The following is an 18344-nucleotide window of genomic DNA, read 5'->3' as shown; positions in this document are numbered from 1 at the left end:
CCGAAGCTGGAGGCGCCGATTCGCTACCGTGGTTCCATGACCGACGCGCGCACGATCCATGGCTCAGGGCTCACCACGATCGCCGGAGACGGCACCGTGCTGGATGCGTGGTTCGCGGAGATCGGCACCGATGCCCCCTCCGCCGGCGATCTCGCCCCCGCCGCGCTGACCCTCGAGTCCTCCGCCGGGCCCGACGAGCGGCGGAACGTGACCGTCGAGCTCGTGCAGCTGACGATCGACCTCGACGACGCGCCGGCCTCGACGGCGGACGCCTACCTCCGGTTGCACGCGCTCTCGCATCTGCTGGTGCGCCCGAACGAGGTGAACCTCGACGGGATCTTCGCGCACCTCCCGAACGTCGCCTGGACCAGCGCCGGCCCGATGCTCCCCTCCGACGCTGCGCGCCTCCGCCCGCTGCTGCAGCGGGCCGGGATCCAGATCACCGGGGTCGACAAGTTCCCCCGACTCACCGACTACGTGCTGCCGGCCGGTGTGCGCATCGCCGATGCCTCCCGGGTGCGCCTCGGCGCCCATCTCGCCCCGGGCACCACGGTCATGCACGAGGGCTTCGTGAACTTCAACGCCGGCACCCTGGGCGCGTCGATGGTCGAGGGCCGGATCTCGCAGGGCGTCGTGGTCGGCGACGGCTCCGACATCGGCGGCGGATCCTCGATCATGGGCACGCTGTCCGGCGGCGGCACGCACCGCGTCTCCATCGGCGCGCGCACGCTGCTCGGCGCGAACGCGGGCATCGGGATCTCCCTCGGCGACGACTGCATCGTCGAGGCGGGGCTGTACGTCACGGCCGGCACGAAGATCGTGCTCGCCGACGCGGCCCCGACGGCCGACGGCGGCCGCCCGGTCGTCAAGGGCGCCGAGCTCAGCGGCGAGAACGGGATCCTGTTCCGCCGCAATTCGCTGTCGGGAGCGGTGGAGGCGGTCCGCCGGGCCGGGGTCGGAGTGACGCTGAACGAGGCGCTGCACGCCTAGGCGCGCAGCGATCCGATCGCGAGTCCCAGCACGCGGCGGCGCTGCGCCTCGTCGTCGTAGGCGACCGCGCTGACTCCGGCGATGAGCTTGACGACGTCGGCGATCGCGAGATCCGCCTTCACCGCGCCGGCGGCCTGGGCGCGCGCCAGGAGCGGCTCCCCCGCTCCGAGCATCACCCCGCGGCACTCGGCGAACACCGAGGACTCGCGGTTCAGCCCGTCCAGCAGCACGTGCTTGGTGCCGACGTATTCGACGAACCGGTCGAGCCAGGCCTCGAACGCCGGTCCGGGCTCGAGGTCGGCGACCTCGTCCGCGGCATCCGCGAGCGCGGCGACCTCGCGGAGGTAGAGCGTCTCGATGAGGTCGTCCCGCGTCGGGAAGTTGCGATACAGGGTGCCGATGCCGACACCCGCACGACGGGCGATGTCCTCGAGGGAGGCGTCGGATCCGTCCTCGGCGAACGCCTCGCGACCCGCGACGACGAGCGCGTCGAAGTTGCGCGCCGCGTCGGCGCGGCGCGGGCGCCGCTCCTCCAGCGTCGTCGCCGCCCGGTTCTGACCGCCCATCGCGTCGTCCCTTCAGAAAAGCCTTCAGAAAAGTCTCGGAAGACCCCTTGCAAAACGGAGGCACCCTCCGGTACCGTCAATCCGGAGGCAGCCTCCGTTCGGAGGTCTCCTCCCACTTTACCTCTCTCATCCAGGCTTCGGAAGGGAACTCATGTCCCGCTCATCCACCTCGATCCTGGTCGCCATCGCCGTGGCGGTCTCGTCCATCGCACTCCTGCAGAACCTCGTCATCCCCCTCGTCCCCCTGGTGCAGGCCGAGTTCGGCGTCAGCGCCGATGCGGCCAGCTGGACGATGACCGCCTGGCTCATCGCGGCCGCGGTCGCCACGCCCACGCTCGGCCGCGTCGGGGACCTGCGCGGCCGGCGCACCACCTTCCTGATCACCCTCGGGGTCACCGCAGCGGGCGACGTCCTCGCCGCCGTCGCACCCGGCCTCGAGATCCTCATCGTCGCCCGCGTGCTGCAGGGCATCGGCGGCGCTCTGTTCCCGCTCGCCTACGGACTGCTCCGCGACGCCCTCCCGCGGGAACGCGTGACCGGCGCGATCGGCATCGTCAGCGCCGTCATCGGCATCGGGGGCGCCGCGGGCACCGTCCTCGCCGGCCCGCTCGCCGACCTGGTCGGCTGGCGCGGCACGTTCGCCGTGCCGTTCCTCGTCGCCGCGCTCGGCGCTCTCCTCACCCTCGCCGTCGTGCGCGACACGGGCGTGCGCGCCCGAGGCCGGGTGAACACGCGGTCCTCCGTGCTGCTGTCGCTGTGGCTGGTGGCGCTGCTCGTGCCGCTCAGCACCGGCGCGCGCTGGGGCTGGACCTCTCCTGCCGTCCTTGCGCTGTTCGGACTCGCCGCCGCGGCCTTCGCCGCATGGATCGTGTCGGAGCTGCGCTCCGCAGAGCCGCTCGTGGATCTGCGGCTGCTCGCCTCGCCCGCAATCTGGCCGGTGAACGCGGCCTCGCTGCTCATCGGCGCCGGCGTCTTCGCCTTCTGGGGCTACCTGCCGCAGTTCCTCGAGCTCACCGAGTCGGCCGGAGGTGCGGGTCTCACGGTGCGCGACGCCGGCCTCATGCTCGTCCCGATGCTCATCGGAATGAGCGGCGTGGGCTTCGCCACCGGCGCGCTGAACCGGATCCTGTCGCTGCGCACGCTGCTGGTGATGGGCTCTCTGCTGATGGGTCTCTCCGCGGCGTCCGCCGCCCTCGCCCACTCGGCACCGTGGCAGCTCGCCGCGGCGGGCGCCGGGTTCGGGATCGGCTGCGGCCTGGCCTACGCGGCTTCCGCGGGGATCGTCGTGCAGAGCGTGCCCGCCGCCGTGACCGGTGTCGCGACCGGGGTGAACGCCAACCTCCGCACGATCGGCTCCGCGATCGGCTCCGCGGCGACCGGTGCGATCGTGTTCGGCGCGGCTCCGCACGGCACGGGCTCCGGCTTCGCCACCGCCTGGATGCTCGTCGCGGTCGCCACGCTCCTCGCCGGTGCCATCGTCTGGGCGGTGCGCACGCGTCCTGCGGCGACGACGTCCGCGACCGCGCTCCCCGAGCTCGTCGAGGCGTGAACCGAGGATCCGGGGATCCGCGATAGGATGGACCCGATGTCGGATCTTCCGGCATCTCGTCGCCATCCCGGATCCCTGGATTCATCATCCCTGGAAGTGGAGCCCCGCTCCCCCTCGCGATCCGGTTCTCGAGCGGCGACCTCTCGCGTCGACAACGACGCCCTTATGCGGCCGGCGAATCCGGCCCAGGAGATATCCATGCCTTCCTTCCTCGATCTCGGCGTGCCCGCGCCGCTCGCCGCGGTGCTCGCCGCCGACGGCAAGACCGAAGCCTTCCCCATCCAGCAGGGCACCCTGCCCGACTCGCTCGCCGGTCGCGACCTGCTCGGTCGTGGCCGCACCGGCAGCGGCAAGACCCTCGCGTTCTCGATCCCCCTCGTCGCCCGGCTCACCGGCGCGACCTCCCGCCCGCAGCACCCGCGCGGCCTCGTTCTCGCGCCGACGCGCGAGCTGGCCACCCAGATCGCGGCGACCATCGCCCCGCTCGCGAAGGCGGCGGGGCTGCGCGTCACGACCGTGTTCGGCGGCGTCAGCCAGCGCCCCCAGGAGGAGGCGCTGCGTCGCGGCGTCGACATCGTCGTGGCCTGCCCCGGCCGCCTGGAAGACCTCATGAAGCAGGGCGTCGTGCGCCTCGACGAGGTGCGCGTCACCGTGCTCGACGAGGCCGACCACATGGCCGACCTGGGCTTCCTGCCCGGAGTCACGCGGATCCTCGCGGCGACCCCGCAGGGCGGCCAGCGCCTGCTGTTCAGTGCGACGCTGGACAACGGCATCGACGTGCTCGCGCGCCGCTTCCTCTCGAACGCGGTCAGCCACGAGGTCGACGAGTCCAGCGTCCCGGTGGGCGAGATGACGCACCGTGTGCTCGAGGTCGCCGACGCCGAAGCCAAGAAGACCCTCGTCCAGACCCTCGCCTCGGGCACCGGCCGGCGCATCCTGTTCACACGCACCAAGCACCAGGCGAAGAAGCTCGCCAAGGTCCTGACGACGGCCGGGATCCCCGCCGTCGACCTGCACGGCAACCTCGGCCAGAACGCCCGTGAGCGCAACCTCGCGGCCTTCTCCGCCGACCCGGCCGAGGGCGGCGTGCGCGTGCTCGTCGCCACCGACGTGGCCGCGCGCGGGGTGCACGTCGACGACGTCGACCTGGTCGTGCACGTGGATCCGCCCGCCGAGCACAAGGCGTACCTGCACCGCTCCGGGCGCACCGCGCGCGCCGGCGCCGCAGGCACCGTCGTGACCGTCCTCCTGCCCGAGCAGCGGCGCGACGTGAAGGACCTGCTCCGCAAGGCCCAGATCACCGCGGCGATCGAGCAGGTCTCCGCGGCGTCCCCCGCGGTGTCCGGCCTGGTCGGCGAGACCGCGCCCTACGTGAAGCCCGCGCCGAAGCCGGTCGCGCAGCAGCCCGCCAAGAAGAAGCCGGCCGCCGCCGGCGGCGCGACCCGCCAGCGGCAGGGCCAGCCCCGTCAGGGACAGAGCCAGGCGCAGCCCCAGGGTCAGCGGCGTGCCGCGGCATCCGGTGATGTCGCCGCCGCGCCCGCCCGCCGTCGCCGTCGTCGTTCGTCGCGTCCGCAGGGCACGCCGAGCGCCCGCTGAGCCGCAGCGCGATGCAGTGAGGGCGGGGATCCGATCGGATCCCCGCCCTCACTGCATCGTCGCGCCGTCGGCTCAGCCGCGGCGGAAGTCGCGCTCCGGGGAGCCCGTGTAGAGCTGCTGCGGACGGCCGATCTTCGTCTGCGGGTCGAGATTCAGCTCGCGCCACTGCGCCAGCCAGCCGGGCAGACGGCCGATCGCGAACAGCACCGTGAACATCCGCGTCGGGAAGCCCATCGCCTTGTAGATCACGCCGGTGTAGAAGTCGACGTTCGGGTAGAGACGGCGCTCCTGGAAGTAGTCGTCCGCGAGCGCGATCTCCTCGAGCTCCTTCGCGAGATCCAGCAGCGGATCCGTCACGCCGAGCTCGGCGAGCACCTGGTCCGCAGCGGCCTTGACGAGCTTCGCCCGCGGGTCGTAGTTCTTGTAGACGCGGTGCCCGAAGCCCATGAGCTTCACGCCGTCTTCCTTGTTCTTCACCCGCTCCACGAAGCGCTGCATGCTCTGACCGGAGTCGCGGATCTGCGCGAGCATCGTCAGCACGGCCTCGTTCGCACCGCCGTGCAGCGGGCCCGAGAGCGCCTGGATGCCGGCCGAGATCGACGCGAACTGGTTCGCCCCGGTCGAGCCGACCAGGCGCACCGTGGAGGTCGAGGCGTTCTGCTCGTGGTCCTCGTGCAGGATCAGCAGCAGTTCGAGGGCCTTCGACATGACCGGGTTGATCTCGTACGGCTCGCTGTGCACGCCGAAGTTGAGCTTGAGGAAGTTGTCCACGAAGCTCAGCGAGTTGTCGGGGTAGAGGAACGCCTGACCGATGCTCTTCTTGTGCGCGTAGGCCGCGATCACCGGGAGCTTGGCGAGCATGCGGATCGTGTTCAGCTCCACGTGCTCCGGGTTGTGCGGATCCGACTCGTTCTCGTAGTACGTCGACAGCGCGGCGACCGCGGAGGACAGCACCGCCATCGGGTGCGCATTGTCGGGAAGGGCCTGGAAGAAATGCTTCAGGTCCTCGTGCAGCAGGGTGTGCCGGCGGATCTTCTCGTCGAAGTCGGCGAGCTCGGCGGGCGTGGGCAGCTCTCCGTAGATGAGCAGCCACGCGACCTCGAGATAGGAGCAGGAGTTCGCGATCTGCTCGATCGGGTAGCCGCGATAGCGCAGGATGCCTTGGTCGCCGTCGATGAACGTGATCGCCGACTTGGTCGACGCCGTGTTCACGAACCCGTAGTCCAGCCCCGTGTGCCCGGTCTGCCGGGTGAGGGTGGAGAAGTCGATGCTGCTGTGTCCGTCGGTGCCGTGCAGGACCGGGAACTCCGCGGTCGTCTCGCCTACCGTCAGCGTCGCCTTGGTCGGCCGCTCGCCCGCTGCGCTCACGCAGTCCTCCTCATGCGTCTGTCGATTGGGGGATGTGCGATCGGTGCCGATGGGCCCGGATCGCGACGCTTCTACAGCCTATCCCCCGTGCGGTCCTACTGTGAAAACAGCCAAGACTGAAGCGGGAACGACTGTGGAGACCTACGAAACACTCCCCCGGAGCCGCTGCGCGGCCGCCTCGATGCGCTCGAGCGGCGCCGTGAGGGACAGCCGCACGTGGTCGGCGGAGTGGTCGCCGTAGAACGGCCCTGGACCGGCCAGGATCCCGAGGTCCGCCAGGCGCCCCATCGACTCCCAGGCGTCGCGCCCCTCGGTCGCCCACAGATAGAGACCGGCCTCGGAGCCGTCGATCCGGAAGCCCGCCTCGACGAGCGCCGGCCGCAGCGCATCCCGGCGCCGGCGATACAGCTCCTTCTGCGCGGCCACATGCTCGTCGTCGCGGAGGGCGACCTCCATCGCGTGCTGCACGGGGGCCGGCGGCATCAGGCCGAGGTGCTTGCGGGCCGTGAGGATGTCGCCGACGATGCGAGCGCACCCCGCCACGAACGCCGCCCGGTAGCCGGCCAGGTTCGACTGCTTGCTCAGCGAGTAGACGCTGAGCAGCCCCGATCGGGTACCGCCGGTGACACGAGGATCCAGCACGCTCGGCACGCGTTCCGTGGCCCACGGCCCGTCCCAGCCGAGCTCTGCGTAGCACTCGTCGCTCGCGAGGACGGCGCCCAGCTCCCGCGCGCGACGCACGGCCTCGGTCAGCTCCTCGACGGTCCAGGTACGGCCGTCGGGGTTCCCCGGGGTGTTGATCCAGATGAGCCGCGCACCCTCGGGCCAGAGCGCCGGGTCGTCCTCGCTGACGACGGTCGCGCCGACGACCTGGGCGCCGACGGCGTAGGTCGGATAGGCGACCCGCGGCTGCACCACGATGTCCCCCTCGCCCAGGCCGAGCAGGGTCGGGAGCAGGGCCACCAGCTCCTTCGAGCCGATCGTGGGCATCACGTTGTCCACGCGCAGGTCGGGGACGCCCCGGCGTCGGGCGTACCAGTCCACGATCGCCTCCCGCAGCGCCGGAGTGCCCACGGTCTGCGGGTAGGAGTGCGCGTCGGTGGCCTCGGAGAGCGCCCGGCGGATGATCTCGGGCGTCGGATCCACCGGGGATCCGATGGCGAGGTCGACGATCCCGTCCGGATGCGCGGCCGCGCGCTCACGGAACGGGGCGACCGCGTCCCAGGGGTAGTCGGCGAGGTCGCGGACGCTCATGACGTCACTCGCCCTGAGGCGGGAGAGCGGCGATGACCGCGTGGTCGTGATGGATCACGCCGACCTTGGCGGCGCCGCCCGGGGACCCGATCTCGTCGAAGAACTCCACGTTCGCCTTGTAGTAGTCGGCCCACTCCTCGGGCAGGTCGTCCTCGTAGTAGATCGCCTCCACGGGGCAGACCGGCTCGCAGGCGCCGCAGTCCACGCACTCGTCGGGGTGGATGTACAAAGAGCGCTCACCCTCGTAGATGCAGTCCACGGGGCACTCGTCGACGCACGCGCGGTCCTTGACGTCGACACAGGGAAGAGCGATCACATAGGTCACCGCCCCAGTCTACGACCCGTCGGCGGGAGCCTCTCCCTGACCCCGAGGATCCTGCCTCTCCCCCGGCCCCTGCCTCTCCCCCGGCCCCTGCCTGTCCGCCGGCCCCTGAGCCTGTCGAAGGGCGGCCTGCTCCTGCTGGATCCGGCGGATGCGCGAGAAGTCGGGCCAGGCCGCGACGAGCAGCACCATCCCGGCGACCGTCCAGGTCCACACGACGCCCAGCAGGTCGTTCGGCACGATCACCGAGCCGCCCGGGCCGCGTCCGGAGATCACGATCATCCCCGCGAGCATGCCCAGGCCGGTGAGGAGCGCCGCCCAGCGGTCGCGCAGCAGCAGGCGCACCGCCAGGAGCATCCCGCCGCACGCGATCACGCCGAGCACGATGCCCGCCCAGCCGAAGCCCCAGAGCGAGGAGGCGTGGGTGACGGTCGCGGCGAGCCCGAAGACCACGCCCACGATCAGCAGGGCCACCCAGGAGAGCACTCGATTGAGCCAGGATCCGCGCACGCCTCGAGCTTACGCGGCCACCCTGTCCGCCGCCCTCAGGCCGCCCAGCCCACCAGGCGCAGAAGGGCGGCCACCACGGCCGCGGCGATCACCACGACGAGGAACGACTGCCGCAGCCACAGCAGCCCGGCGGCCACGAGCACCGCAGGGACCCGTGCGTCCACGACGATGTGCTGCCCCGAGGCGAGCGCCTGCACGGCGACGAGGGCCGCCAGCAGGGCGACGGTGAGCAGATCCGTGATGCGCGCCGGCCGCGGCGCCTCCAGCACCGAGGCCGGCACGAGGTATCCGGCCGCCTTGAGCGCCAGACACCCGATCGCCGCGAGCAGCACCGCGTTCCACAGCGTCATGCCTCTCCCCCCGCCGGTTCGGCTCCCTCGCGCCCCAGCCAGTTGAACCACCCGACGACGACGGCCACGAGCGCGGCGACGAGCACCGGCAGCCCGGGGATCAGCACGGGCGTGAGCGCGGTCGCCACGGTCGCGGCGGCGATCCCCACCGCGATCGCCTGGCGTCGGCGCAGCCGGGGCCAGAGCAGGGCGAGGAACGCCGCGGCCGCCGCCGCGTCCAGGCCATAGGTCCTGGGATCCCCGAGGACGTCGCCGAGCAGCGCGCCGAGCAGCGTCGTCAGATTCCAGCCGGCGTAGATGCCGAGCCCGGTGATCCAGAAGCCGAGGGTGCGGGCCCGCGGCGAGGTCTGCGCGAGCGAGACCGCGGTGGACTCGTCGATGGTGAAGGGGGCGGCGGCGGCGCGCTTGAGCGCACCACGGCCGATCACCGGAGACATCCGCATGCCGTAGGCGACGTTGCGCACGCCCAGCAGCAGCGCCGAGGCGATCGCCGCCGGCGCCGCCGCGATCCCGCCGGCGCCGATCACACCGACGAAGGCGAACTGCGACCCGCCGGTGAACATGAGCAGACTGAGCACGCAGGTCTGCCACACGTCGAAGCCGCTGGCGACGGCCAGCGCCCCGAAAGACACGCCGTAGGCGCTGGTGGCGAGGGCGACGCCGAGCGCCTCACGGCGCGCGCCGCGGACCTCTGCGGCGATCTCGTCGCCGTCACGGTCGACCGTTCGCTCCTCTGAACGCATGACGATCATTCTGAACATCGGCGCAATGTTTGTCAAGGCGAACGATCGTTTGGAATACTGGCCGCATGGATGATCTCCGCGAGCGCATCTCCCGATCCCTCCGTCGCGAACGCGAGACGGCCGGGATCTCCGTGTCCGAGCTCGCACGCCGCGCCGGCGTCTCCAAGGCCACGGTGTCGCAGCTGGAGAGCGGATCCACCGGCCCGAGCGTCGAGACGCTGTGGGCGATCGCCGACGCGCTGGGCCTCCCCTTCGCCGCATTCGTCGAGGAGCGCGTCAGCGCCCCGACCCTGATCCGCGCCGGCGAGCACGCCGGCGTGCCCTCGGCAGCGGCACCGTATCTGGCGACGCTGATCGCGGCCTGTCCCCCGGGCGCCCGACGCGACCTGTACATCATCCAGGCGGAGCCCGGCGAGCCGCGCCGCTCCCAGCCGCACCACGTCGGCACCACCGAGCACGTGGTGCTGATCAGCGGGCGCGCGCTGGTCGGCCCGGCGGACGGGGCCGTCGAACTGCGCCCCGGCGACTATCTGTCCTACCCGGGCGACGCCGGGCACGTCTTCGAGGCGCTCGAGCCCGGCACCTCCGCCGTGCTCGTGTCCGAGCTGCGCTGACCGGCGCCGCGCACGAGAAAGGCCCGCCTGCCGGAGCAGACGGGCCTTTGCACGGATCAGGCGCCCGAGTCCTGGCGCTTCTGACGCGAGGCCTCGCGGCCGCGGACCGTCGCGTCCAGGATCACCTTGCGGATGCGGACCTTCTCGGGGGTGACCTCGACGCATTCGTCGTCACGGGCGAACTCGAGGCTCTCCTCGAGGGTCAGCAGGCGCGGCGGCGTCATCGACTCGAAGTTGTCGGCCGTGGAGGAGCGCATGTTGGTGAGCTTCTTCTCCTTGGTGATGTTCACGTCCATGTCGTCGGCGCGCGAGTTCTCGCCGATGACCATGCCCTCGTAGACCTCTTCGGTGGGCTGCACGAAGAACGACATGCGCTCCTGCAGGGCGATCATCGCGAAGGGGGTGACCACGCCGGAGCGGTCGGCGACGATCGAGCCGTTCTGGCGCGTCGTGATCTGACCGGCCCACGGCTCGTAGCCGTGCGAGATCGCGTTCGCGATGCCGGTGCCGCGGGTCGTGGTGAGGAACTCGCTGCGGAAGCCGATGAGCCCGCGCGAGGGGACGATGAACTCCATGCGCACCCAGCCGGTGCCGTGGTTGGTCATGTTGTCCATGCGCCCCTTGCGGTTCGCGAGGAGCTGGGTGATCGCGCCGAGGTGCTCCTCCGGCGTGTCGATCGTGAGGTGCTCGAACGGCTCGTAGGTCTTGCCGTCGATCTTCTTCGTGACCACCTGCGGCTTGCCGACGGTGAGCTCGAAGCCCTCGCGACGCATGTTCTCGACGAGGATCGCGAGCGCGAGCTCGCCGCGGCCCTGCACCTCCCACGCGTCCGGACGCCCGATGTCCTCGACCTTGAGCGAGACGTTTCCGATGAGCTCGCGGTCCAGGCGGTCCTTCACCATGCGCGCCGTGAGCTTGTGGCCCTTGACCTTGCCCATGAGGGGCGAGGTGTTGGTGCCGATCGTCATCGAGATCGCGGGGTCGTCGACCGTGATGGCCGGGAGCGGACGCACGTCCTCGGGATCCGCGATCGTCTCGCCGATCGTGATGTCGGCGATGCCGGCGATCGCGACGATGTCGCCGGGGCCGGCCTCCTCCGCGGGGTAGCGCTCGAGGGCGCGGGTCTTCAGCAGCTCCGTGATGCGGGCGTTGCTCGTCGAGCCGTCACCGCGCACCCAGGCGACGGTCTGCCCCTTCTTCAGCGTGCCGTTGAAGACGCGCAGCAGCGCGAGGCGGCCGAGGAAGGGCGAGGAGTCGAGGTTCGTGACCCAGGCCTGCAGCGGCGCCTCGTCGTCGTAGGCGGGAGCCGGCACGTGCTCGAGGATCGCCTCGAACAGCGGCTCGAGGTTGTCGTTGTCGGGCAGCGAGCCGTTCTCGGGACGCGTGCGCGAGGCCGCGCCGGCGCGGCCCGAAGCGTACACCACGGGGACGTCGAGCAGGGCGTCGACATCGAGGTCGGGGACGTCGTCGACGAGGTCGGATGCGAGGCCCAGCAGCAGGTCGTGCGCCTCCTCCTCGACCTCGGCGATGCGCGCGTCGGGACGGTCGGTCTTGTTCACGAGCAGGATGACCGGGAGCTTGGCCTCGAGCGCCTTGCGCAGCACGAAGCGGGTCTGCGGCAGCGGGCCCTCGGACGCGTCGACGAGCAGCACCACGCCGTCGACCATGGACAGGCCGCGCTCGACCTCGCCGCCGAAGTCGGCGTGACCCGGGGTGTCGATCACGTTGATCGTGATCGGGGTGTCGGTGTGCGCGCCGTTGTAGGTGATCGCCGTGTTCTTGGCGAGGATCGTGATGCCCTTCTCACGCTCCAGGTCGTTGGAGTCCATCGCGCGCTCTTCGACGTGCGCGTGCTCGCCGAAGGATCCGGTCTGGCGGAGCATGGCGTCGACCAGCGTGGTCTTGCCGTGGTCGACGTGCGCGACGATGGCGACGTTGCGGAGATCGGAACGGAGGGCGTGCGCCATGAAGGAATCCAATGCAGATGGGGTTTCGCCCGGGATTCCGGACTCTTCAGGATACAACACGGCACCTGGACGGAGCCTTACGCTCATCAGACGGCCCCGTACGCTCATCACATGAAGATCGCGGTCCCCCTGTCCCCGCCGGATGCCCCGTCCCGGATCCGGATCGGCTGGGAGATCGCGATCGTGCTCGCGCTCGGGCTGGGCCAGTCCGCCGTGTACGCGATCGTGCAGCTCATCGACAGCGCGACCCGCTCCACGCCGATCGCGCAGCAGAGCACGTCCCTGAACCCCGCACTGTCCAGCCGGGAGGTCTTCGACCTCCTCTACCAGCTGCTCGGTCTCGCCTTCGCCGTGGCGCCCGTGCTGCTGGTGTGCTTCCTGCTGTGGCGCCCGACGCGGCCGCATCTGGGCGCACTCGGCCTCGACGGCCGCCGCATCGGACGCGATACGGCCTGGGGCACTGGCCTCGTGCTCGCGATCGGCGTCCCCGGCCTCGCGCTGTACGTCGCGGGGCGCGCGCTCGGACTGTCGCTCGCCGTGGATGCGGGATCCGCGAGCGCCTACTGGTGGACGATCCCCGTGCTGCTGCTGTCGGCGGCCCGCGCGGCGCTGCAGGAGGAGTTCGTCGTCCTCGGGTACCTGTTCGCCCGCCTGCGCCAGCTCGGCTGGAGCCCCTGGGCCATCGTGCTCGGCACGTCCGTCCTCCGCGCGAGCTACCACCTGTACCAGGGCCTGCCGGGTTTCGTCGGCAACCTCGCGATGGGCCTCCTGTTCGGCACCCTCTTCCTGCGCAGCGGCCGCCTGCTGCCGTTCCTCGTGGCGCACTTCCTCATCGACGCCGCCGCGTTCGTCGGCTACCCCGTGGTCGCGGCCCTGTGGCCGTCCCTGTTCGGTATCAGCGGGCACTGACCCCCGCCCCGTCGCCCCGCCCCGCCCCGTCCCGTTGCCCCGCCCCGTCCCGCCCCCTGGCCGCGAGACCTAACCTGCGTCCCGAGACCCGCGATGCCAACGTCGGTTTCGGGACGGGAGTTCGGTCTCGCTGACGACGACTGTCGTCCTCCACAGGCGGGAGGTGCGGCGGGTTCCTCACCGTTGCGGCAATGGGCCCCCGGGTCGTCCGGGGCGTGGTGAGAATCAGGGGGATGAACGGCACCTCCGAATCCATCGCTGTCGACGGGATCGCCCCCGTCCCGATCGAACTGCTGCGAGAGCGCAGCCCGCTGAACGCGAGTCGCCTGAACCGGGCCTGGCATCGCGGCGAGATCATCCGGATCATGCCCGGTGTCTACGCCGAGTCGAAACGCTGGCAGACGCTGCCGCCGTGGGCTCGCTACCTCGCGCACGTCCATGCCGTGGCGCTGAAGAAGCCGGACGCCGTGTTCTGCGGCGTCTCCGCGGCCGCCCTGCGCGGCGTCTATCTCGGCCGGGCCGATGAGCCGGTCCACGTGCTCGAACCCCTCGGATCCAGTCGGCTCGCCGGCAGGATCCGTATCCACACCGGCGGCCACGACCGCGTGATCGAGGAGGTCGGCGGAACACTGCTCACCGGGATCCCGGATACGGCCGTGGATGTCGCGCGCTCCGTCCCGCCGATCGAGGGCCTCGCCTTCGTCGACGCGCTGCTTCGTCGCGCCAGGGATCCGAGGCCGGACGAGCTGCGAGCGATCAACGAGAGCCGTGAGACCTCACGCGGTCGCAGGAATGCACGATGGGCGCTCGAACGCGCGACCGGCGTGCCCGAGAGTCCGCTGGAGTCGCTGAGCCTCGGAGTCATGGAGGCGGCGGGGTTCGAGCTTCCCGAGCTCCAGGTCGAGTTCCACCTGGAGGGATGCGTCGATCGCGCGGACTTCTTCTGGCGGAGCAGGAGGATCATCGGCGAGGCCGATGGCCGGATCAAGTACGACGGAACGCTTCAGGATCCGATGAGCGCGATCATGCGGGAGAAGCAGCGGGACTCCCGTCTGCGCCGCCAGGCCTCGGGCCTCCTGCACTGGGGCTGGAGCGAGGTCCGGGACTTCGCCATCCTCACCGGCATCCTGATGAGCGCCGGCGTGCCCCGCCCCCATCGCCGGGATGCGGCGCTGCTCGCGACGCTGCGGGATCTCGCGTGACGGTGCGCGGCCACCGCACCGTGAGACCGAACCTGCCGCACGAGACCGACGATGCGATCGCGGGTCTCGGCACGGAAACTCGGTCTCACGGTCGCCCGCCGGACGGCCGGAGCGAGGTGCCAACGGACGGCCGCACGCCGGACGAACGGACCGGACGGACGGACGGGTCAGCGGGTGACGGCGATCGCGATCGCGGCCCAGACGACGATGACGACCAGTGCGCCGATCGCCGGCCAGTCCCAGCTGCGCCGGATCGGGGCGTCCACGCCCTCGCCCGTCGTGCCGACCGGGCGCTCCACCGCGTTCTCCCAGCGGGCGCGCACGTCGGTGAGCGCCTGCAGACTCTGCGGAACGGTGACCTCGCCCGAGCGCTTCATCCGCGGCGACTGGATCCGGCCCGGGCCGCCCCAGCAGGCGAGCTTCCGGCCGTCGTCGAGCGTGAAGTCCAGCTGCCAGCGCAGATCGAGCTCGGTGACCCTGCGCCAGCCGAAGCGGGTGCGGCGCAGGAAGTTCTGCACCGAGGCGCCCTCCTCGTCGACGTGCACCATCGACGCCACGCTCACCACGTAGATGAGCCACAGCACGAGCAGGACCCAGGGCACGAACAGGAGCATGAGTCCCCAGCTGCCCCGCACCACCGCGTCGCCGAGCAGGAACACGGACAACACCGCGCACACGACGAGAACGGCGACACCCGTGGTCGCGCGGTAGGTCCGCGCGCCCACGGGCGTCTGATCCATCGAGCTCACGCGCTGCGACCGCCCAGGGCGATCGAGACGCCCGGGATGGCCTGGAGCAGGCGCTCCGTGTACTCCTGCTGCGGGTTCGCGAAGATCTCGTCCACCGTGCCCTGCTCGACCAGCTTGCCCTTCTCCATCACGCACACCAGGTCGGCGGCGACGCGCACGACGGCGAGGTCGTGCGTGATGAACAGGTAGGTGAGGTCGAGCTCGCTCTGCAGCTCGGCGAGCAGCTTCAGGATCTGGTCCTGCACCAGCACGTCGAGCGCGGAGACCGCCTCGTCGAGGACGACGATGTCGGGCTTCAGCGCGAGCGCACGCGCGATCGCGACGCGCTGACGCTGACCGCCGGACAGCTCGTTCGGATACCGCGTCGCCAGCTCCCGCGGCAGCGAGACCTGATCCAGCAGCTCGAGCACCCGCGCGCGGCGCGACGCCTGGTCGCCCACGCCGTGGATGTCCAGCGGCTCCGAGATCGTGTTGCCGATGTTGCGCAGCGGGTCCATGGATCCATAGGGATCCTGGAAGACCGGCTGCATGCGCCGGCGCAGCGCCAGGGTCTCGCGTCCGGAAAGACCCGAGATGTCGGCGCCATCGATCTGGATCGTTCCCGAGCTCGGCTCCTCGAGCTTGAGGACCATCTTGGCGACGGTCGACTTGCCCGAGCCCGACTCGCCCACGAGGGCGAGCGTCTTGCCACGCGGGATGTCGAAGGACACGGCGTCGACGGCGCGGAACGGCACACTGCGGAACGACCCCTGACGGATCTTGTAGTCCTTGGTGAGCTCGCGCACGCTGACGGTCGGCGGGATGCCCGCGATGTCCTCGCTCGTCTCGATGCCGCGCTTCTCGACCACGGCCTGGATCCGCTGCGAAGCGATGCTCGGGGCTGCGGCCACGAGCTTCTTCGTGTACGGATGCAGCGGGTTCTCCAGGATCTCCCGGCTCGGTCCCGCCTCGACGATCTCGCCGTTCTGCATGACGATGATCTTCTCGGCGCGCTCGGCCGCGAGCCCCAGGTCATGCGTGATCAGGAGCACCGCGGTGCCCTTCTCCTTGGTGAGCCCCGCGAGGTGGTCCAGGATCACGCGCTGCACGGTCACGTCGAGCGCCGAGGTGGGCTCGTCCGCGATGAGCAGCTTCGGGTCGGCCGCGAGGCCGATGCCGATGAGCGCGCGCTGGCGCATGCCGCCGGAGAACTGGTGCGGGTACTGGTGCAGGCGCTTGGCCGCGTCCGCGAGTCCCGCCTGCTGGAGCACCTCGATCGCGCGGGCCTCGATCTCCTTGCGGCCCTGGGCGAGCCCGTTCGCACGGATCGCCTCCTTGACCTGGAAGCCGATCGACCACACGGGGTTGAGGTTGGACATCGGATCCTGGGGCACGTAGCCGATCTCGCGACCGCGGATCTTCTCCATCTGCCCCTCGGTGAGCGAGGTCAGCTCCTGACCGTCGAGCATGATGCTGCCCGCGGTCACGTGCCCGGTTCCAGGCAGCAGATTGATGATCGCGGAGGCCGTGGTGGACTTGCCCGAACCGGACTCGCCCACGATCGCCAGCGTTTCGCCCGCATACAGCTCGAGGTTGACGCCGTGCACGACCTCGCGCGAGCTCTTCTGCGTGTCGAAGGCGATCCTCAGATCGCGGATCTGAAGAAGCGGTGTGTCGGTCGATGCGCTCATCGGCGAGCCCTCGCTCTCGGGTCGAGGGCGTCTCGCACGAGCTCGCCCAGCATGATGAACGCGAGGACGGTGACGGTCAGCGCGATCGAGGGGTAGATGAGCGCCATCGGGGCGACGCGCAGCGAGGCCTGGGCCTGGCCGATGTCATTGCCCCAACTCATCGTGTCGGATCCGAGTCCCACACCGAGATACGACAGAGTCGCCTCGGCGACGATCGCGGCGGCGAGGCTCAGCGTGGTGATCACGAGCAGCGGTGCGATCGCGTTCGGGATGACGTGCGAGATGAGCGTGCCGAAGCGCGACTTCCCGAGCGCTCGCGAGGCCGTCACGAAATCGGCCTGGCGCACTCTCAGGACTTCCGCGCGCACCACGCGCGCCGTGGACGCCCACGCGAACCCGCCGATGGCGAACGCCAGCGTGAACACGTTGCGGTACTGCGCAAAAACGCTCATCACGACGACCGCTGCGAGGATGTAGGGGATCGAGAAGAAGATGTCGCCCACGCGGGAAAGCACCCCATCCAGCCAGCCTCCGTAGAAGCCTGCCAGGGCGCCCATGACGAGGCCGATGATCGAACCGATGAGCGTCGCGATGATGCCGACGGAAAGCGACGTCCTCGCTCCCCACACGGTGCGGGCGTAGATGTCGCAGCCCTGGAAGGTGAAGCCGAGCGGATGCCCGGCTGCGGGACCGCCGTTCGAGTTCGACAGCTGGCAGTTGTTGTTCGGCGGCGTCTGCGTGAACAGCGTCGGCCAGACGGCCATCAGGAGCACGATGAGCACGATCACCAACGAGATCCAGAACATCGGACGCTTGCGGATGTCGGCCCAGGCGTCGCGCCAGAGGTTGGACGGCTTGTCCGCGATCTTGATGGCGTCGACGGCGACGGTGCCCTCGGGGATGGGTGCGACGTAGTGCGTCGCGCTGGTGTCAGACATAGCGGATCCTCGGGTCGAGCAGGCCGTACAGCAGATCCACGAGCAGGTTGACGAGCACGTAGATGATCACGAACACGGTCACGAAGGACACCACGGTCGGCCCCTCGTGCTGCTGGATCGCGTGGAACAGCGTGTTGCCGACGCCGGGGACGTTGAAGATCCCCTCGGTGACGGTGGCGCCGACGAGCAGCACGCCGAAGTTCGTGGCGGAGTTGGTGATCACCGGGATCAGGGAGTTGCGCAGCACGTGCACGGGGATGACGCGTCGTCGCGGCAGCCCCTTGCTGTAGGCGGTGCGCACCCAGTCCTGGTTGAGCGTGTCGATGACCGAGCCGCGCATCAGCCGCATGCTCGTCGCGTACAGGCTGACGCCGAGCACGATCGCCGGCAGCCAGAGGTCGCCCCAGTCGTTGTCGGCGCCCACGGTCGGGCTGAACCACTGCAGCTTGACCGCGAGGAAGTACTGCGCGAGGAACGCGATGACGAAGATCGGGATCGAGATGAAGACCAGCGACAAGACGAGCATCGAGTTGTCGAAGATCTTGCCCTTGCGCAGCGCGGAGAAGGTGCCGATGATGATCGCGAGCACGAACTCGAGCGCGATCGCCATGACCGCCAGACGACCCGTGACCGGCAGCGTCGCCGCGAGCACGTCGTTGACGGACCGGCCGGAGAACGTGGTGCCCATGTTCCCCTGGAAGATGCCGACCAGGTAGTACCAGTACTGCACGATGAACGGCTGGTCCAGGTGGTACTGAGCCGTGAGAGCCGCGTGCAGCTGCGGGCTCGGCTGCTTGTCGCCGAAGAGCGCCGCGATCGGGTCGCCGGGCATGGCGAACACCAGAAAGTAGATGAGCAGGGTGGCCCCGAGGAACACGGGGATGACCTGCAAGAGGCGTTTGAGGATATATCCGAACATTCGCCCTCCCTCCAGATGAGGAGGCGCCTCGGGTCCCCGGCACGATCTGTGCGGGTGCGACGCCTCGCTGAGAGAATCGTGTCACGTGTTCGACGTGCACGACACTTTGGGTTTGCGCTGTTTTGACA

Annotated in this window: 18 protein-coding genes; 6 read left to right on the top strand and 12 right to left on the bottom strand. The window is 70.3% G+C overall.

Annotated elements, in window-relative coordinates:
- The first annotated feature begins 36 nt into the window (after nucleotides 1-36).
- The gene (gene dapD, locus WFJ17_RS15375; RefSeq protein ID WP_336648865.1) at nucleotides 37-990 is read left to right on the top strand and encodes a 2,3,4,5-tetrahydropyridine-2,6-dicarboxylate N-succinyltransferase; all 954 of its coding nucleotides are present in this window, start codon (nucleotides 37-39) and stop codon (nucleotides 988-990) included.
- Here the strand turns inward: dapD and WFJ17_RS15370 are convergent.
- Nucleotides 987-1556, bottom strand: coding sequence for a TetR/AcrR family transcriptional regulator (locus WFJ17_RS15370; protein ID WP_292884676.1), 570 nt, complete (start codon nucleotides 1554-1556; stop codon nucleotides 987-989). The two genes, dapD and WFJ17_RS15370, sit on opposite strands and share 4 nt — an antisense overlap.
- A 151-nt stretch (nucleotides 1557-1707) precedes the next feature.
- Between WFJ17_RS15370 and WFJ17_RS15365 the strand changes: the two genes are divergently transcribed.
- Both WFJ17_RS15365 and WFJ17_RS15360 read left to right on the top strand, forming a co-directional pair.
- On the top strand, nucleotides 1708-3105 hold the full coding sequence (locus WFJ17_RS15365; protein ID WP_292884673.1) for an MFS transporter: 1398 nt from the start codon (nucleotides 1708-1710) through the stop codon (nucleotides 3103-3105).
- Between the two features lie 198 nt (nucleotides 3106-3303).
- A complete protein-coding gene (locus WFJ17_RS15360; RefSeq protein ID WP_336648864.1) occupies nucleotides 3304-4701 on the top strand; it encodes a DEAD/DEAH box helicase in 1398 nt (465 codons plus the stop codon).
- A gap of 72 nt (nucleotides 4702-4773) precedes the next feature.
- Here WFJ17_RS15360 and WFJ17_RS15355 read toward each other — a convergent pair whose 3' ends face one another.
- The 6 genes from WFJ17_RS15355 to WFJ17_RS15330 all read right to left on the bottom strand — a co-directional run bounded on the left by WFJ17_RS15355 (nucleotide 4774) and on the right by WFJ17_RS15330 (nucleotide 9248).
- Nucleotides 4774-6069 (bottom strand): citrate synthase, encoded by a 1296-nt coding sequence (locus WFJ17_RS15355; protein ID WP_292884667.1) that lies wholly within the window; start codon nucleotides 6067-6069, stop codon nucleotides 4774-4776.
- 141 nt (nucleotides 6070-6210) lie between these two features.
- On the bottom strand, nucleotides 6211-7323 hold the full coding sequence (dapC, locus tag WFJ17_RS15350) for a succinyldiaminopimelate transaminase (RefSeq protein ID WP_336648863.1): 1113 nt from the start codon (nucleotides 7321-7323) through the stop codon (nucleotides 6211-6213).
- Between the two features lie 4 nt (nucleotides 7324-7327).
- Complete coding sequence (fdxA, locus tag WFJ17_RS15345; RefSeq protein ID WP_251446996.1) at nucleotides 7328-7648, bottom strand: ferredoxin; 321 nt, start codon at nucleotides 7646-7648, stop codon at nucleotides 7328-7330.
- Nucleotides 7649-7657: 9 nt separating this feature from the next.
- Nucleotides 7658-8155: a histidinol dehydrogenase gene (locus WFJ17_RS15340; protein ID WP_336648862.1), complete on the bottom strand. Its 498-nt coding sequence runs from the start codon at nucleotides 8153-8155 to the stop codon at nucleotides 7658-7660.
- 35 nt (nucleotides 8156-8190) lie between these two features.
- Nucleotides 8191-8505: an AzlD domain-containing protein gene (locus WFJ17_RS15335; RefSeq protein WP_251446990.1), complete on the bottom strand. Its 315-nt coding sequence runs from the start codon at nucleotides 8503-8505 to the stop codon at nucleotides 8191-8193.
- On the bottom strand, nucleotides 8502-9248 hold the full coding sequence (locus tag WFJ17_RS15330; RefSeq protein ID WP_251446986.1) for an AzlC family ABC transporter permease: 747 nt from the start codon (nucleotides 9246-9248) through the stop codon (nucleotides 8502-8504). Before WFJ17_RS15330 ends, WFJ17_RS15335 begins: the two co-directional genes overlap by 4 nt.
- A 65-nt stretch (nucleotides 9249-9313) precedes the next feature.
- On the opposite strand from WFJ17_RS15330, the gene WFJ17_RS15325 reads away from it, so the two are divergent.
- The gene (locus tag WFJ17_RS15325) at nucleotides 9314-9862 is read left to right on the top strand and encodes a helix-turn-helix domain-containing protein (protein ID WP_292884650.1); all 549 of its coding nucleotides are present in this window, start codon (nucleotides 9314-9316) and stop codon (nucleotides 9860-9862) included.
- 56 nt (nucleotides 9863-9918) lie between these two features.
- Here the strand turns inward: WFJ17_RS15325 and typA are convergent, their stop codons facing one another.
- Nucleotides 9919-11829 carry a translational GTPase TypA gene (gene typA / locus WFJ17_RS15320; RefSeq protein ID WP_251446979.1) on the bottom strand — a complete coding sequence of 637 codons (1911 nt, stop codon included), beginning with the start codon at nucleotides 11827-11829 and terminating at the stop codon, nucleotides 9919-9921.
- A 111-nt stretch (nucleotides 11830-11940) separates the two neighbouring features.
- Here typA and WFJ17_RS15315 point away from each other — a divergent pair, with 111 nt between their 5' ends.
- Together WFJ17_RS15315 and WFJ17_RS15310 are read left to right on the top strand one after the other, a co-directional pair.
- Nucleotides 11941-12738 (top strand): CPBP family intramembrane glutamic endopeptidase, encoded by a 798-nt coding sequence (locus WFJ17_RS15315; protein WP_336648861.1) that lies wholly within the window; start codon nucleotides 11941-11943, stop codon nucleotides 12736-12738.
- A 233-nt stretch (nucleotides 12739-12971) separates the two neighbouring features.
- Entirely contained in the window at nucleotides 12972-13940 is a 969-nt protein-coding gene (locus WFJ17_RS15310; RefSeq protein WP_336648860.1) for a hypothetical protein, read from the top strand.
- Between the two features lie 167 nt (nucleotides 13941-14107).
- Here WFJ17_RS15310 and WFJ17_RS15305 read toward each other — a convergent pair whose 3' ends face one another.
- Genes WFJ17_RS15305 through WFJ17_RS15290 form a run of 4 tightly spaced genes read right to left on the bottom strand, consistent with a single transcriptional unit; the run spans nucleotide 14108 to nucleotide 18216 of the window.
- Entirely contained in the window at nucleotides 14108-14665 is a 558-nt protein-coding gene (locus tag WFJ17_RS15305; protein WP_336648859.1) for a PH domain-containing protein, read from the bottom strand.
- Nucleotides 14666-14685: 20 nt separating this feature from the next.
- The gene (locus WFJ17_RS15300; protein ID WP_336648858.1) at nucleotides 14686-16359 is read right to left on the bottom strand and encodes an ABC transporter ATP-binding protein; all 1674 of its coding nucleotides are present in this window, start codon (nucleotides 16357-16359) and stop codon (nucleotides 14686-14688) included.
- Complete coding sequence (locus tag WFJ17_RS15295) at nucleotides 16356-17297, bottom strand: ABC transporter permease (protein WP_336648857.1); 942 nt, start codon at nucleotides 17295-17297, stop codon at nucleotides 16356-16358. Before WFJ17_RS15295 ends, WFJ17_RS15300 begins: the two co-directional genes overlap by 4 nt.
- Nucleotides 17290-18216, bottom strand: a complete 927-nt coding sequence (locus tag WFJ17_RS15290; RefSeq protein WP_336648856.1) for an ABC transporter permease — start codon at nucleotides 18214-18216, stop codon at nucleotides 17290-17292. The genes WFJ17_RS15295 and WFJ17_RS15290 overlap by 8 nt, the downstream gene beginning before the upstream one ends.
- Nucleotides 18217-18344 lie beyond the last annotated feature (128 nt).

Source organism: Microbacterium sp. MMO-10 (genome assembly GCF_037148715.1).
Taxonomy (GTDB): Bacteria; Actinomycetota; Actinomycetes; order Actinomycetales; family Microbacteriaceae; genus Microbacterium.
Note: the sequence above shows the minus strand (reverse complement) of the source record. Positions and strands in the feature narration are given on the sequence as shown.